Annotated in this window: 17 protein-coding genes and 1 pseudogene; 8 read left to right on the forward strand and 10 right to left on the reverse strand. The window is 63.8% G+C overall.

The annotated features are described in order from the left end of the window. Window positions 1-110 precede the first annotated feature (110 nt). Window positions 111-1,355 (forward strand): L,D-transpeptidase, encoded by a 1,245-nt coding sequence (locus QX034_RS18755; RefSeq protein ID WP_315730078.1) that lies wholly within the window; start codon window positions 111-113, stop codon window positions 1,353-1,355. A gap of 65 nt (window positions 1,356-1,420) precedes the next feature. Here the strand turns inward: QX034_RS18755 and QX034_RS18760 are convergent, their stop codons facing one another. Next, on the reverse strand, window positions 1,421-2,383 hold the full coding sequence (locus tag QX034_RS18760) for a D-2-hydroxyacid dehydrogenase family protein (protein ID WP_315701034.1): 963 nt from the start codon (window positions 2,381-2,383) through the stop codon (window positions 1,421-1,423). Between the two features lie 126 nt (window positions 2,384-2,509). Further along, on the reverse strand, window positions 2,510-2,728 hold the full coding sequence (locus tag QX034_RS18765) for a hypothetical protein (RefSeq protein WP_315701033.1): 219 nt from the start codon (window positions 2,726-2,728) through the stop codon (window positions 2,510-2,512). 288 nt (window positions 2,729-3,016) lie between these two features. Between QX034_RS18765 and ettA the strand changes: the two genes are divergently transcribed. After that, window positions 3,017-4,669: an energy-dependent translational throttle protein EttA gene (ettA, locus tag QX034_RS18770; protein ID WP_315701032.1), complete on the forward strand. Its 1,653-nt coding sequence runs from the start codon at window positions 3,017-3,019 to the stop codon at window positions 4,667-4,669. Window positions 4,670-4,677: 8 nt separating this feature from the next. Beyond that, window positions 4,678-5,904 carry a lytic murein transglycosylase gene (locus tag QX034_RS18775; RefSeq protein ID WP_315703083.1) on the forward strand — a complete coding sequence of 409 codons (1,227 nt, stop codon included), beginning with the start codon at window positions 4,678-4,680 and terminating at the stop codon, window positions 5,902-5,904. A gap of 73 nt (window positions 5,905-5,977) precedes the next feature. Here the strand turns inward: QX034_RS18775 and QX034_RS18780 are convergent, their stop codons facing one another. Further along, window positions 5,978-6,262, reverse strand: a complete 285-nt coding sequence (locus QX034_RS18780; protein ID WP_315701031.1) for a hypothetical protein — start codon at window positions 6,260-6,262, stop codon at window positions 5,978-5,980. 219 nt (window positions 6,263-6,481) lie between these two features. Next, window positions 6,482-6,808 (reverse strand): hypothetical protein, encoded by a 327-nt coding sequence (locus QX034_RS18785; RefSeq protein WP_315701030.1) that lies wholly within the window; start codon window positions 6,806-6,808, stop codon window positions 6,482-6,484. A gap of 632 nt (window positions 6,809-7,440) precedes the next feature. On the opposite strand from QX034_RS18785, the gene QX034_RS18790 reads away from it, so the two are divergent. Continuing rightward, window positions 7,441-7,719, forward strand: coding sequence for a bacterioferritin-associated ferredoxin (locus tag QX034_RS18790; protein WP_315701029.1), 279 nt, complete (start codon window positions 7,441-7,443; stop codon window positions 7,717-7,719). Between the two features lie 118 nt (window positions 7,720-7,837). After that, entirely contained in the window at window positions 7,838-8,320 is a 483-nt protein-coding gene (gene bfr, locus QX034_RS18795; RefSeq protein WP_315701028.1) for a bacterioferritin, read from the forward strand. Window positions 8,321-8,475: 155 nt separating this feature from the next. On the opposite strand, the gene QX034_RS18800 is transcribed toward bfr, so the two are convergent. From QX034_RS18800 to QX034_RS18810, 3 genes and pseudogenes are all read right to left on the reverse strand, one after another. Further along, a complete protein-coding gene (locus tag QX034_RS18800; protein WP_409977735.1) occupies window positions 8,476-8,829 on the reverse strand; it encodes a hypothetical protein in 354 nt (117 codons plus the stop codon). Between the two features lie 20 nt (window positions 8,830-8,849). Next, a complete protein-coding gene (locus QX034_RS18805) occupies window positions 8,850-9,911 on the reverse strand; it encodes an alpha/beta fold hydrolase (protein WP_315701027.1) in 1,062 nt (353 codons plus the stop codon). A gap of 85 nt (window positions 9,912-9,996) precedes the next feature. Then, a pseudogene (locus QX034_RS18810) lies at window positions 9,997-10,244 on the reverse strand (DUF2188 domain-containing protein). Between the two features lie 119 nt (window positions 10,245-10,363). Here QX034_RS18810 and QX034_RS18815 point away from each other — a divergent pair. After that, window positions 10,364-10,636 carry a DUF2277 domain-containing protein gene (locus QX034_RS18815; protein WP_315762806.1) on the forward strand — a complete coding sequence of 91 codons (273 nt, stop codon included), beginning with the start codon at window positions 10,364-10,366 and terminating at the stop codon, window positions 10,634-10,636. 33 nt (window positions 10,637-10,669) lie between these two features. On the opposite strand, the gene QX034_RS18820 is transcribed toward QX034_RS18815, so the two are convergent. Both QX034_RS18820 and QX034_RS18825 read right to left on the reverse strand, forming a co-directional pair. Continuing rightward, entirely contained in the window at window positions 10,670-11,194 is a 525-nt protein-coding gene (locus QX034_RS18820; RefSeq protein ID WP_315701025.1) for a collagen-like protein, read from the reverse strand. A 125-nt stretch (window positions 11,195-11,319) separates the two neighbouring features. Further along, complete coding sequence (locus tag QX034_RS18825; protein WP_315701024.1) at window positions 11,320-11,595, reverse strand: helix-turn-helix domain-containing protein; 276 nt, start codon at window positions 11,593-11,595, stop codon at window positions 11,320-11,322. A 265-nt stretch (window positions 11,596-11,860) separates the two neighbouring features. Between QX034_RS18825 and QX034_RS18830 the strand changes: the two genes are divergently transcribed. Then, on the forward strand, window positions 11,861-12,346 hold the full coding sequence (locus QX034_RS18830) for a J domain-containing protein (protein WP_316195669.1): 486 nt from the start codon (window positions 11,861-11,863) through the stop codon (window positions 12,344-12,346). 148 nt (window positions 12,347-12,494) lie between these two features. Continuing rightward, window positions 12,495-12,935, forward strand: coding sequence for a hypothetical protein (locus QX034_RS18835; protein ID WP_315701022.1), 441 nt, complete (start codon window positions 12,495-12,497; stop codon window positions 12,933-12,935). A 647-nt stretch (window positions 12,936-13,582) separates the two neighbouring features. On the opposite strand, the gene QX034_RS18840 is transcribed toward QX034_RS18835, so the two are convergent. Next, a complete protein-coding gene (locus QX034_RS18840; RefSeq protein WP_315762800.1) occupies window positions 13,583-13,798 on the reverse strand; it encodes a hypothetical protein in 216 nt (71 codons plus the stop codon). Window positions 13,799-13,800 lie beyond the last annotated feature (2 nt).

Raw genomic sequence — 13,800 nt, forward strand, 5'->3', positions numbered from 1 at the left:
ACAAATTGCCGAAATGGGGCAGGGTTGGTCGAAATTGTCTTGAATGCGCCGCTATCTTCGGCCATTTGGCGGATAACAATCCCGGTCGGCTTGGGGATTTTGCAAGGGCAATGATGATCAGACAGATCCTGACGATTTGCGCTGTCGCGGCGGCGGCGGGCGCGACGGCGGTTTCGCATGCCGAGGCACAGCAGGTCTATCAGACCGCACCCGGCGCCTACTCTCCGGCCCCAACTCCCTATCCGGTGGACGCGCGCGGCGCGGGGCCTGATTTCGATGCGACCGACGACGAAGCCAATGCGAACGGAGCTGCATTGCCGCCGCCTGGACCGGTGCTGTCGCCGGACGATCCGCGATATGGCCGACCGGCGAATGCGCCCGCCTATAGCAACGTCCCGACCGGACCGATTCTTTCCCCCGATGATCCGCGCTACGGCCGCCCTGCCAACGCGCCGGTCTATGGCGCTGCGCCCACCGGTCCGGTGATGTCGCCTGACGATCCGCGCTATGGCCGGCCGGCCGGACCTCCGCCCGTGATCTATGCCGACCGTCCGGCGTCTCCGCAGCCCTATGGTGGCGTGTATGGCAACAGTGCGCCCAATGGCGACGGCTCTGCACCGCGGCCGCCCGAGGGTGTCGGTGCCGCCGTCACTGGTGCTACGCAGCCGCCCGCCGGCGCAACGCCAGACAATCGCCCGATGACCGTCGCGGCCCTGCCGCCTGAGGAGCAGCCGGACGCGGCTCCCGCCGAGCTGCCGCCGAACCTGCGTCGGCAGGAGGTCGATTTCGTCACCAAGGAGCCGCCGGGCACCATCGTCGTCGATACGCCGCACACTTACCTCTACCTGGTCCTCGGCAATGGGCGGGCGATGCGCTACGGCGTCCGCGTCGGTCGTGACGGTTTCACCTGGACCGGCGTGCAAAAGATCTCGCGCAAGAAGGAATGGCCGGATTGGTATCCGCCGAGCGAGATGATCGAACGCCAGCCTTATCTTCCGCGCTTCATGGCTGGCGGTCCGGGTAATCCGCTTGGCGCACGTGCGATGTATCTCGGCTCGACCGTTTATCGCATCCACGGCACCAACCAGCCGTCGACCATCGGTAAGTTCGTTTCCTCCGGCTGCATCGGCATGCTGAACGACGACGTTTCCGACCTGTTCGACCGCGTCAAGGTCGGCACCCGCGTGGTCGTGCTGCCGGGCGGTCCGCCGCCGGGCGGAGCCAACACGGCGACCGCCTCGGCCGCGCCGGTGCCGGGCTCTACGGCCGCCACTCCTGTGCAGGCCCAGGCGGCTGTTCCCGGCACGCAGCCAGCCACGATGCAGCCGCTGCCCCCGGCAGTGACGATTCGCTGAGCCAAACTCTCCTGAAATAAAAACAGCCTCCCGGTCGGGAGGCTGTTTTTATTTGTGGGAGCGGTTCACGCCAGCCGGCGCGGCGGCTCGCCGCCCTTGAGCCAGGTATCGATGCAGTCGACCATCTGGCCATAATGAGCCCGGAAGCTTTCCTCGGTCACGTAGCCGAGATGCGGTGTCAGCACCACGTTGTCGAGCTTGCGGAGCGGGTGCTCGACCGGCAGCGGCTCGACAGAGAAGGTGTCGAGCGCGGCTCCCGCGATCCTCTTTTGCTGCAAGGCCTGGAGCAACGCGGTTTCATCCACGATCGGCCCGCGCGCACTGTTGACGAGATAGGCGGTCGGTTTCATCCGCGCGATATCGGCAGCGCTCAACAGCCCGCGCGAGCGCTCGCTCAGGACCACATGGATGGTAATGATGTCGGCCGTGGCAAAGAGCTCGTCCTTGCTCGCGTAGCCGACCCCGGCTTCGGCGCAGCGCTCGGGCGTCAGGTTCGGACTCCAGGCGATCACCTTCATCCCGAATGCCTTGGCGAGGCTTGCCACCTTGGTGCCGAGCTTGCCGAGCCCGATCACGCCCAGCGTCTTACCTTCGATCTCGGTGCCGCCGAGCTTCTGCCAGGGCTCCCCGGCATGCATGCGCGCATTCTCCTGCCCGATCTTGCGCGTCAGCTCCAGGATCAGACCCATGGTCAATGGCGCGGTCGGATCGCGGCCATATTGGGTACCGCAGACGATCACGCCGCGCGCTTTCGCGGCGTCCATGTTGATGGCTGCATTGCGCATCCCTGAGGTAATCAGGAGTTTCAGTTTCGGCAGAGCCTCGATCAGCGGACGGGGAAAGGGCGTCCGCTCCCGCATCGCGCAGACGACGTCGACGTCCGCGAGCGCACTGGCCGCCGCCTGTTCGGAGGCGAAAGGATGTACGAAGGTGGTTACGTCGAGGCGGTCGCCGAGTTTTGGCCAGTCAGCCAGGGACAGGGCTGTATCGTAATAGTCATCAAGGATCGCACAGCGCAGCCGCGTCATCGGCAAAGGTCCATTCATGGCGTGGAACAGCGACGGGAAACGTCGCGGGATGGACGCGATGGTCGCGCGCGGAGGAACGCTGCGCAAGGACCCCAGCTTCAAAAGCCGGTGCGGGACGACGGGAAATCAGTCCAGATCGGCCTTCAGGCGGAAGGCTGCGGTGTTGCCGTATTTCGCGTGCCACGCTGGCCCCGGCCCGCGCATATAGTGCAGTTCCGGCCGATAGGGGCTGAAAGCCTGGGCGAAAAAGGCGCGCCAGAAGCTCTTGATCTCGGCGACTATGCCGGATGGTTCAACGGGTTTGACCCGCCCAGAGGGCAGGGAGGTTGACGTAAGGGTCGCCATGACGGGCTCTCGCTGTTGTCACTCTCGGCTTTTCGCCGTTGGACGCGCATTAGCGCGCCGGAAGCGAGTTTCCCGCCCAGTTGATTAAAAGATGGTTTCAATTGTCGTGATCGACCGCACACATGGTTATGATCCCGTAGTCATCCGTGGTGCGCGGAGGCTTGGCGCTGGCATTCTCCGATCTTTGCCCGGTCCGAACACCGGCTCGCCGGGTTGCCCTTTGGGTGCGGCGCAGTTACATCAGCGGCAACAATTTTCCGTAAATCCGGTGGTTTCCAAGGACACGCGATGGCGCGCCAATTCGTCTATTTCATGCAGGGTCTGTCCAAGACCTATCCGGGCAACCGCAAGGTGCTCGATAACATCCACCTGTCATTCTACCCGGATGCCAAGATTGGCGTGCTCGGCGTCAACGGCGCCGGCAAGTCGACCCTGCTGCGGATCATGGCCGGCATCGACAAGGATTATACGGGTGAAGCCTGGGTCGCCGAAGGTGCGCGCGTCGGCTATCTCGAGCAGGAGCCGCAGCTCGATCCGAAGTTGAGCGTCCGCGAGAATGTGATGCGGGGCGTCGCCAAGCAGAAAGCGATCCTCGACCGTTACAACGAACTCGCGGTCAATTATTCGGACGAGACCGCCGACGAGATGACCAAGCTTCAGGACGAGATCGAGGCCCATGGCCTGTGGGATCTCGACAGCAAGGTCGACCAGGCCATGGACGCGTTGCGTTGTCCGCCGGACGATGCCGACGTCACAAAGCTCTCCGGCGGCGAGCGCCGTCGCGTCGCGCTCTGCCGACTGCTGCTCGATCAGCCTGAACTGCTGCTGCTGGACGAGCCGACCAACCATCTCGATGCGGAGTCCGTGTCCTGGCTCGAAGGGCATCTGCGCAACTACCCGGGTGCGATCCTGATCGTCACCCACGATCGCTACTTCCTCGACAACGTCACCAGCTGGATCCTGGAGCTCGACCGCGGCAAGGGCATCCCCTACGAGGGAAATTATTCGTCCTGGCTGGTGCAGAAGCAGAAGCGGCTGGAGCAGGAGGGCCGCGAGGAAGCGGCGCATCAGCGCACGCTGGCGCGCGAGCAGGAGTGGATCGCGGCTTCGCCGAAGGCTCGTCAGGCCAAATCCAAGGCCCGCTATCAGCGCTACGAGGACCTGCTGAAGAAGGCGAGCGAGAAACAAAGCCAGACTGCGCAGATCATCATTCCCGTCGCGGAGCGACTGGGCAACAACGTCATCGATTTTGAAGGCTTGACCAAGAGTTTCGGCGATCGGCTCCTGATCGACAATCTCACCTTCAAGCTGCCGCCCGGCGGCATCGTCGGTGTGATCGGACCTAACGGTGCCGGCAAGACCACGCTGTTCCGGATGATTACCGGACAGGAGAAGCCCGATGCGGGCACGATCACGATCGGCGAATCCGTGCATCTCGGCTATGTCGACCAGTCGCGCGATGCGCTCGACGGCAGCAAGACCGTCTGGGAAGAGATCTCCGGCGGCAATGAGCTGATCCTGCTCGGCAAGCGCGAAGTCAATTCGCGCGGCTATTGTTCGGCGTTCAACTTCAAAGGGGCGGACCAGCAGAAGAAGGTCGGCTCGCTATCGGGCGGTGAGCGCAACCGTGTGCACCTTGCCAAGATGCTGAAGTCAGGCGCCAACGTGCTGCTGCTCGACGAGCCCACGAACGATCTCGATGTCGACACGCTGCGAGCGCTCGAAGAAGCGCTGGAGGATTTCGCCGGCTGCGCCGTGATCATCAGCCACGATCGCTGGTTCCTCGACCGTATCGCCACGCACATGTTGGCGTTCGAAGGCGACAGTCACGTCGAATGGTTCGAAGGCAACTTCCAGGACTATGAGAAGGACAAGATGCGCCGGCTGGGCCAGGACAGCGTCATCCCGCATCGGCTGAAGTACAAGAAGTTGACGCGGTGACGGATCTCATGAGGGGCGTGGCGCTCGTTGCGATAGCCATCGCCGCCTTATGTTGTGCGCCACCATCACGCGCCGCCGATGCGGCCTTCACACAATTCGTTGCCTTGCTGTGGCCGGAAGCCAAAGAGCAGGGCGTCTCCCGCGCGACCTTCGAGGCCGAGACGCGCGGGCTTGAGCCCGACTACAAGCTGCCGGATCTGCTGCTGCCTGGTCGTCCGGCGACGGGCGCTCCAGCCCAGGCCGAGTTCGTGCAGGTCCCGGCCGACTATATCAAGGAAGCTGGGATCGCACGGCTTGCGGCGTATGGCCAAAAGCTGATGCAACAATATCGTCCGGCGCTGTCCGAAATCGAACGGCGCTTCGGCGTGCCGGCGCCGTTCGTTCTGGCGATCTGGGGCCGGGAGACCGATTTCGGCCGGTACAAGTTGCCCTATGACGCGCTGCGCGTGCTGGCGACGCAGGCCTATGTCGGTCGCCGCAAGGACCAGTATCGCACCGAATTCATCCTGGCGCTGAAGATGCTCAGCGATCATGTCGTGACGCGCCAGGATTTGCGGGCATCCTGGGGCGGTGCCGTCGGCCTCACGCAGTTCCTGCCATCGGAATATTTCAAGCATGGCGTCGATCTCGACGGTGACGGCAAGGTCGATCTCTGGCACTCGGTACCCGACGCGCTTGCGTCGGCAGCGCAGCAGCTTGTCAACAAGGGCTGGCAGAGCGGGTTGCGCTGGGCCTATGAGGTGAAAGCGCCGGCCAATGTCGACTGTACGATGGGCGTGCCTGAGGTGAAGAAGCCAATCGGCGAGTGGCTGCGCGCCGGCTTCGTCCCCGTGCGCGGGCAGAGGCTCAGCACGGCTGAGAAGGCGCAGCCAGCCTCATTGTTGCAGCCTGAAGGCATCTATGGCCCGGCCTTCCTGACCACGGCGAACTACTTCGTGATCAAGGAGTATAACTTCTCCGATCTGTACGTGCTGTTCGTCGGCCATCTCGCCGACCGCATGACGAGCCCGCTGCCATTTGCGACGCCTTGGGCGGCCTCCGAACAATTGCGCACGAAGGATGTCGAGGCCATGCAGAAGGGCCTGACTCGGGTGGGTCTCTACAAAGACAAGCTCGACGGTAAGGCGGGCATGCAGACCCGCGCCGCGCTCGGCGCGTTTCAGAAATCTGCAGGTCTGAAAGTGGACTGCTGGCCGAGTGAAGCAGTGCTGCAGGCGATCGATGCGGCTCGCTGAGCGCAGATAGCAGCAGATAGCAAAAGCCCGGCCGTCGAGGCCGGGCTTTGCGTGTTATCGAACAGAATAGCGATCAGTAGCAGACGCGAACCGGGCGGACCACCCAGCCGTAACCGTCCCAATAGCGCTCACGGCGCCAATAGCACGGCGGGGGAGCCGGGGGCGGGGCTTCTTCGACGTAGACCGGGCCGCCATAGGCCGGGCGGCTTGAGGCGATCGCACCGCCGAGCAGCGCACCGCCGATCAGGCCGGCCGCAACGCCCGCACCGACGTCGCCAGCCTTGGCGGCGGGTGCAGACACGGCCATCGAGCCTGCGATTGTGGCAACCGCCACCAGGGCGGTCAGGATCTTCTTCATCTTCCGCGATCTCCTCGAGGAGGCGCCCGATCCGGACGCCGGGTTAGGGTGACAGACACACGATCAGGGGCGGCAGCTCGCAAGGAAACACGCGAATCTGTCAACCCTCCGTAAACTTTGTCCGTTCAGGTGCGCTGGAAAAGCGGTTTTTTCTGGTCATCCCGCGCGCCGAAGGCCGAAGTTCCAGTGGACCTTCAGCGATTTAATGAAGGTGAACCGCTATTCGCACACCCTGACGCGACGGACCCGCCAGCCATAGCCGTCCCAGAACCGCTGCCGCTGCCAGTAGCAGGCATAGCCGGGATCCGCGACATAGGCCGGGCCGCCGTAATAATAGGGGCCTGGCGCGTAATAATAGCCGGGGCCGTAGCCGTACCCATAGTAGGGACCGCCGCCAGCAATGGCGCCGCCGATCAGGGCACCACCAATAAGGCCGGCGGCGACGCCTGCAGCAACCCGACCGCCCCCCGCTTCGGCTGGGGCAGGTGCCATGGCCGATGCGGCCAGCGCGGCGGTGGCGACGAGGGCCGTGAGTGTCTTCTTCATGACCGTACCTTTCTCACAGGGTCTTCGCGGCGAAAAGACCTTTCGGCGCGAAAAATTTCACACTCCGCTTGAATATTCAATGAACGGGCAGCCTCCATAGGACGACTCGACAGGAGAAATGGTTCGATTTTCGTATCGCAAATGACCCGGAATGAAGCATGACCAGCGCCATAGGCCTGATTGTCGCAGTCGGAATGACCTCGGTGTTCTTCTACCTGCTCCTGACGACCCCGGCGGATCGGCAAGGATTCCGAGGACGATCGAGAGGCGATACTTCCGGCCCAGACGGAGGCAGTTCCTCCGATCATCGCGACAGCTTCAACTCGGCAGGTTGGTCGGGTCATTCCGCGACCGACAGCATGGGTAATCCGCTCGATAGCGGGGGCTCGGACGGCGGTAGCGATGGCGGCGGGGGAGATGGCGGCGGTGGCGGTGATTGAAGGCCCGCCCTTCCGAGGGCTACCGGGCCATGTCTTCACTGACCGGGTTTGATCTGCAGCAACAGGTCTCACTTGGATTCGTTCTAGGTTGAACAGGCAGTTTGGAATCGCTTCAAAAGACCTGTTTTGCCTTTGCGCCGCCCGGCGCGGATCACTATCGATGATGGAGCATCTCGGAAGGCTAGACGGTTCATGATTGTCTGCTCCTGCAACGTCCTCAGCGACCACGACATCCGCCAGGCGGTGGAAACGGCGGAGGAACTGCCACGCAACCCCAAGCAGCTTTACGGCTGTCTCGGATGCAGCGCGGAGTGCGGCCGGTGTGCCCGTACGATCAAGACCATCATCGACGACGCGTTGGGCCCCTGCGCACGTGCCTGCCAGGCTGGCTGCCTGCACCGCCAGGATCATGCCCACGCCGAGACTCCCGCCGAAGACGTCCAGAGCCGGTTTGCGCTGGCTGCCTGCTAACCCCCCCTCACCCAAGCATCCGTCGTGGTTGTCCCTGGCGGAGGCATGATCGGAGTCGTCTCGGCTCGGCGAACCTGTTATTGACCGAGCCGCGGTGTCTAATTTTCGGAGCACATCAATGCAGGGCGACCCCAAGGTCATCGAATATCTCAACAAGGGACTGCGGAGCGAGCTGACGGCCATCAATCAATATTGGCTGCATTACCGTTTGTTGCAGAACTGGGGTCTGCTCGAGATGGCCAAGGTGTGGCGCAAGGAATCGATCGAGGAGATGAACCACGCGGACCGCTTCACCGACCGCATCATCTTTCTGGATGGCTTTCCGAACATGCAGGTGCTGGACCCGTTGCGGATCGGCCAGAACGTCAAAGAGATCATCGAGTGCGATCTCGCGGCCGAAGTTTCGGCGCGCTTGCTTTATCAGGAAGCCGCAACGTATTGCCATGGCGTCAAGGACTACGTCACGCGCGACCTGTTCGAAGACCTGATGAAGGACGAAGAACACCACATCGACTTCCTCGAGACGCAGCTCGACCTGATCAATCGGATCGGCCTCGAGCTTTACACGCAGAAACACGTCGGCGGTCTCGAATCTTCGTAGTCCTGCTCGTGCTCCGCGTCCGAAGTTCGCATTTAAATCGAGGCACTCTCGCTGGCGAACTTCGGATCGTAGAGAGCACCAGCAAGTGATTGAAAGCCGGCTCCGGACAGATCGCCGTGCCGGCTCGTTACGTGATGGTGCTGCGCTCGGCCCTCTTACACGGCGTCGGCCGGAACGAAGCAGCTGATGACGATGCTGCCGCGGTGGTGGACGTACCACACCACGGCCTCACCGACGGGATTGCCGCGGTCGCGGATGACGGCATGCGCGGGAACCTGCATCCATTGCCCCTCGATCGGAACCCAATAGCTGCCGTCGCGCACTTGGTAGTCCGTCCGATGGCCATCGGAGATGTCGCAGCAGGGGACACCATTCGGCGCGATCACGCTCTTGAACCATGCGCGGATATCCGGCGGCACGTTCTCGAACTGGCCGTTGTCGAAAGCGAAGGCTGCCGTTGCGAAGGCCGCCAGACATGTCAGCATCGCGACCTGCGGGAGTCTTGGCATGGCAGCCTCCGTGGAACACGTCACTCCGCCCGCCGCGGCGCCGTCGCGAGCAGCTCGCGCAGCGGCTCGAGATAGAATTTCGCCGAGCCCGTCGTCAGATGGCCTCGCGTCTCCGTGGAAGCCGGGATCAGGTAGACCCTGCCGTTCTTGACCCGCTTCATAGCCTCAGCGGTGACGCCGGTCTCCGGCGGATTGCGCTCGTCATCGGCTGAGTTGATCAGGAGTACGCGCGCCTCGATCTTCTCGAGGTCCGCCGACGGATTGTAGTCGTGCGAGGACTCCCACTGGTAGATGAAGTCGTTGGCATCGGCCGGCATCGGCGCGGCAAGGCGCGCATCGACCATCTTGTCGGCCTTGGCGGCGGTCGGAGCCTGCGCCTGATAGGCCAGCGTGCCGCCGGCCGACGCGATGCCGTAGGCCACGACGGCGTATTTCATCATGCGCGGCTGGCTCGTGTAGTTGCCGCCATTGTAGTCCGGATCGTTACGGATCGTGTCCAGCATGATCCGGCGCAGCATCCAGTTGCGCGCCGCCATCTCGGTCGGCTGTGAAGCCATCGGCGCCAGCGCATCCATGAAATCAGGGTAGCGCGTGCCCCAGATCCAGCTGTGCATGCCGCCCATCGAATTGCCGATCACGAGCCTGAGATGCTTGATGCCCAGTCCTTCGGTCACCAGCCGGTATTGCGCGTCGACCATGTCGGCATAGTCGTAAGCGGGGAACTTTGTCTTCAGCCCGTCGGACGGCTTGGACGATTTGCCGTGGCCGATGCTGTCGGGAAGAATGATGTAGTATTTTGTGGCGTCGAGCGGCTGGTCCTTGCCGAACAGCTCGCCGGCAAAGGCAGGTGACAGCATGCTTGCCGCCGAGCCGCCGGTGCCATGCAACACCAGCACCGGTTGGCCGCTGGGCTCGCCGACGGTCACATAATGTAGCCGCAGCTCCGGCAGGCGCTCGCCGGTGTGGAACTTGAAATCCTTGACGACGAAGTCGCCTTGCTTGGGTGCCGGATAGTCGCTCGCCAGTGCCGCTATCGAGCTCAGCAGCAGCGCCGCAATAGCGGCGATGACTGATCGTGTCATGTTCGTCTCCCCCGGATGGACGCGCTCTGATGGCGGGCCTTGGTCGCAGATTAGCACGGAACCATCCGGCAGCCGAAAGGGCGATTCACGGCTTGTCCTCGATCTCGGTCTCGGGGCGATCGCCGCCGGAGGCCGTCTCGGTGTGCCATTTTCCATCGGCCGTCTCGTATTCGATCGCCTCGGTACGGCCCGGCGTGCGCTGTTCCTCAGCGGCGCGCTTGTGGCGGCGGCGAGCGCTTCGGCATGGGACGGAAAACTCTCCGAAAAAGCGCCGTCCACCGTGTAGGCCCAACCGCCATCATGCTGAACGATCCGATAGGTCACGTGTGTCATTCATGCCTCGCTTTGTCGACGTCGATTGCCGCAGGTGAAACGGCCGTCATTCTAGGCCAAGATAAGCGCGAGGCGATGTCTTTCGAGACCGGGAACCCCTATCCGAGCGGAGAAACGGGATGTGCCGCAACATCAAGACGCTGTTCAATTTCGAGCCGCCGGCGACGGAGGATGAGATCCACGCCTCCGCGCTGCAATTCGTGCGTAAGCTGTCCGGCTTCAACAAGCCGTCGCAGGCCAACGAAGCGGCGTTCGAACGGGCGGTGCAGGAGGTCTCCGAGGCGGCGCGGCGGCTGCTTACCTCGCTGCACACCCAGGCGCCGACGCGCGATCGCACGATCGAAGCGGCCAAGGCCAAGGAGCGCTCGCGGGCGAGATTTGCCGGCCGCTGAAACAGCACGATCGGCGCGCGGCGTGCGACAGCGTCAGAACGCCTCGTCGGGCTTATGCTTCTTGTGCTTCTTCTTTTTCTTGTCTTTTTTCTTCTTGTGATGGTGCGCGTCGTCGAGATGCGGATCGTCGTCCTCGAAGGCGTCGTCCAGCGCATCGTCGTGTTCGACGGCGGCAAAGATGTCGCGCACCGCAAGCTGGGTGGCGTCGCGCTCATGCGCCTCGCGCTCGCGCGTCCGCTTGTACTCTTCATACGCCTCGAAGAGCTGATGCAGCCAGGGCATGATCTGATCGATCGTCGGCAGGGTGCCGGGCGGACCCTGCTCGCCGCGGGGCCCTTGCGGACCCGGGGCGCCGGCCGGACCCTGCGGACCGATCGGGCCCGGTTTGCCGGCTTCTCCCCGCGGTCCTTGCGGCCCCGGCTTGCCCTGTGGACCGGGCTTGCCGTCCGGCCCCGGCTTGCCGCGCTGGCCGTCCGCTCCGCGTCGTCCCGGCTGCCCCTGTGGTCCTCGCGGACCCGCAGGTCCCTGATGCCCTCGACTCGCCGGATTTCGCGCCACGCGTACAACTCCTGATTCGCACGCGAATCTAGCAGACGCGCGACGAGACCAGCAATTATACGCGCCGGCCTTGCCCGATCGATCAACATCAAACGATGGCCGGCGCCGCGCTGTAAGCCCTGTGCTTACGTCCCATAGGCCGGCACGTCGACGCCATCAGCCGCATAGATCCGGATCTTGTTGCGCAAGGTGCGGACCGGCATCCCAAGCAGCCTGGCAGCATGGGTCCGGTTGCCGTGGCAGCGCGCGAGCGTCTGCACGATCAGCTCGCGCTCGACCTCCGAGAGCGGCATTCCGATCAGGAGCGGAACGACCTCGTTGGCGGGGCGCGCCGCCGCCGCGATCGAGCCAGGCTCGATGATGAATGGGCTTGCGGCATAGGGTGTGAACTCGCGTGACATGTAAACCTCCGGATTGAAGTCCCGCCTAAGTTGTATGTGGAGTCGAGACTCAACTAGCACCTGCCCGTAAACAAACTGGTCCGACAAAGTTAACGAGACCTTAACGAGGACTACCATTGCGGGTATTGGCGTGGGAAATCGCCAAAATGCCATTCTTTCGCGAGATCTCCGACCCATTTCGGCGCGGAATGTGGCGAAATGCAAAATTAACGGCCGCGCCAGCCGATGCTTGGCAGCCCGGCAACCGCGCGCCAGTGTGGCCGCCATGGCCGCGACCACCACGATATCCGCCGCATCGCTCAGAGCCGGGCTCGAACGGCTGCTGCAAGCGCCCGAGATCGATTGGCAAGAGGCGGCCGAGCTCGTCTCCGAGATTGCGCGGGACAGCTCCGAACTGGCCTTGCGCCAGGCGGCTGGCCAGGCGCTGTCGATCGTGCGCGCGGCGGCGATGTCCCTCGCTGACCATGCCACGCAAGAGGCGGCGCGCCGGCGCCTGCTCGTCGTGCTCGACGTGCTGGTCGAATTGACCACGCCGCGGTTCGGCCGGCGCGGCACCCAGCCGAAGCCGCTCAGCCCCGACCAGCGCGCCCGCAAGCTGTTGGGCCTGCCGATCGACGGCCCGCTGTCCAGCGCCGAGATCCGCGGCGCCTTTCGCCGTGCCGCCAAGCTGATGCATCCGGATACAGGCGGCAGCGCGGAGGCGTTTCGCGAGCTCGCGGCCGCGCAGGATGCGCTGATGAAAGCTCGCTGAGGTTGTATTTTGCCTCGCGGTCTCCGTCATGGGCGTCTACGCCAGGCGCCACATGTACTTCGCCGTGCCAGGAGCTAAATTCGGCCCTACCGATTCGATTGGTCTCACCGCGGCATCTCCCGTTCGACACCCACTGGAGCGTTTTTCAATGACCATTGCGTCCTTCCTTCGCACTGCGCTGGTGGCACTCACGACTGCCGCCGCCGCCGTGCTGCCCACCACGGCGCATGCGGATGGCGGCTTCATCACGCTGACCATCTACAAGGCCGGATGGATCATCGGCGGCTCCGGCGGCAGCGGCGTTCTGAACTTCCACGGCCGCGCCTATCCGCTTTCGACCGGCGGCCTCGACTACGGCCTGGTGTTCGGCGGCTCGCGCACCGTGCTGCGTGGTCGCGTCAGCAACATCTACCGTCCGTCGGACGTCGAGGGTGTCTATGGCGCGGCCGGCGCCGGCCTTGCGGTCGGCCGCGGCGTGCGCGGCATCGTGCTCACCAACCAGAAGGGCGCGGTGCTGGAGCTCTCCGGCGAGCAGGTCGGCCTGCTGGCCAATGTCGATCTGTCGGGGCTTGCGATTACGCTGCGGTAGACGGCGGGTCTTTCGACCGAACAAGCTGTCGTCACCCGCGAAAGCGGGTGATCCAGCATTCCAGAGACGCTTGTCGTCATCCAAGTCGTCTCGGCGTACGGGATCGGCGGGCAAGGTGGGCGCTGACAGCTGAGGGGCCGGCTTGCGGCCTGCCACGTGCTCCGTCGTGTCGAGCGAAGCGACATCGCTCACGCCGGTGCATGACACGTCTGGCGACATCCCGAACTCCCCCTCCAAACAGCCTGGCGCGGCTTCGCAGTCTCGCGGCGCATGACGCCCGAGTGATGCGGCAGTCAGTCCCTCCTGAAAATCGAGAGGGCGCAGGGAAGGCCGGATGCTTGGCCAGCACCCATGGCCCGCCTGCGAAAAAAATGCAGGCGGCAGGTACCACAGGTACGGCCGAACAACCGGCCTTCCCTGCGCGAAGGCTTTACGGCTTATACGTGATCTCCTCGGGGACCGGCTTTCTTGCCCCCGTTGCGACAATGCGCGGAGCGCGCATTGCGCTGGCATCAGCACCGGGATGCCAGGACCACACGACTTCACCGTCCGCGAAACGCCGGCGTTCGTCCAACGCGGCGCTCACGGCCATCGCAGCCCGCCTCCGCGTATCGTGACGACGCGTACGCCCTCTGCATGGAGGTGGGTCAGGCGTAGGAAAGCACAATTTCTGAAAAACGGAAGTAGAATATTTTTTGCCCGGCGGCTTTACATCGCGCGACGCGTTGAAAGTGCGGACGAAATTCGCCTGTCGGCGCGAGGATTTTCGGTGCGATTTTCCGGCTTTCCGCGAGGCCGTCGTGAGGCCATCGCGCATCGATTTGCCCGGCGGGCACAGGACCTGCCCAATCCATCGCCGTCATTG

The organism is Bradyrhizobium sp. SZCCHNR3119 (genome assembly GCF_032487775.1).
Taxonomy (GTDB): Bacteria; Pseudomonadota; Alphaproteobacteria; order Rhizobiales; family Xanthobacteraceae; genus Bradyrhizobium.

Excerpts from the sequence above, each read along its gene's own strand:
- QX034_RS18765 (WP_315701033.1), bottom strand. The coding sequence starts at position 2,728 with ATGGCGACCCTTACGTCAACCTCCCTGCCCTCTGGGCGGGTCAAACCC.
- QX034_RS18775 (WP_315703083.1), top strand. The coding sequence starts at position 4,678 with ATGAGGGGCGTGGCGCTCGTTGCGATAGCCATCGCCGCCTTATGTTGT.
- QX034_RS18825 (WP_315701024.1), bottom strand. The coding sequence starts at position 11,595 with ATGTCACGCGAGTTCACACCCTATGCCGCAAGCCCATTCATCATCGAG.
- QX034_RS18755 (WP_315730078.1), top strand. The coding sequence starts at position 111 with ATGATGATCAGACAGATCCTGACGATTTGCGCTGTCGCGGCGGCGGCG.
- QX034_RS18830 (WP_316195669.1), top strand. The coding sequence starts at position 11,861 with ATGGCCGCGACCACCACGATATCCGCCGCATCGCTCAGAGCCGGGCTC.
- QX034_RS18800 (WP_409977735.1), bottom strand. The coding sequence starts at position 8,829 with ATGCCAAGACTCCCGCAGGTCGCGATGCTGACATGTCTGGCGGCCTTC.
- QX034_RS18835 (WP_315701022.1), top strand. The coding sequence starts at position 12,495 with ATGACCATTGCGTCCTTCCTTCGCACTGCGCTGGTGGCACTCACGACT.
- QX034_RS18805 (WP_315701027.1), bottom strand. The coding sequence starts at position 9,911 with ATGACACGATCAGTCATCGCCGCTATTGCGGCGCTGCTGCTGAGCTCG.
- QX034_RS18790 (WP_315701029.1), top strand. The coding sequence starts at position 7,441 with ATGATTGTCTGCTCCTGCAACGTCCTCAGCGACCACGACATCCGCCAG.
- QX034_RS18840 (WP_315762800.1), bottom strand. The coding sequence starts at position 13,798 with ATGACGGCGATGGATTGGGCAGGTCCTGTGCCCGCCGGGCAAATCGAT.
- QX034_RS18815 (WP_315762806.1), top strand. The coding sequence starts at position 10,364 with ATGTGCCGCAACATCAAGACGCTGTTCAATTTCGAGCCGCCGGCGACG.
- ettA (WP_315701032.1), top strand. The coding sequence starts at position 3,017 with ATGGCGCGCCAATTCGTCTATTTCATGCAGGGTCTGTCCAAGACCTAT.
- QX034_RS18760 (WP_315701034.1), bottom strand. The coding sequence starts at position 2,383 with ATGACGCGGCTGCGCTGTGCGATCCTTGATGACTATTACGATACAGCC.
- QX034_RS18785 (WP_315701030.1), bottom strand. The coding sequence starts at position 6,808 with ATGAAGAAGACACTCACGGCCCTCGTCGCCACCGCCGCGCTGGCCGCA.
- QX034_RS18780 (WP_315701031.1), bottom strand. The coding sequence starts at position 6,262 with ATGAAGAAGATCCTGACCGCCCTGGTGGCGGTTGCCACAATCGCAGGC.
- bfr (WP_315701028.1), top strand. The coding sequence starts at position 7,838 with ATGCAGGGCGACCCCAAGGTCATCGAATATCTCAACAAGGGACTGCGG.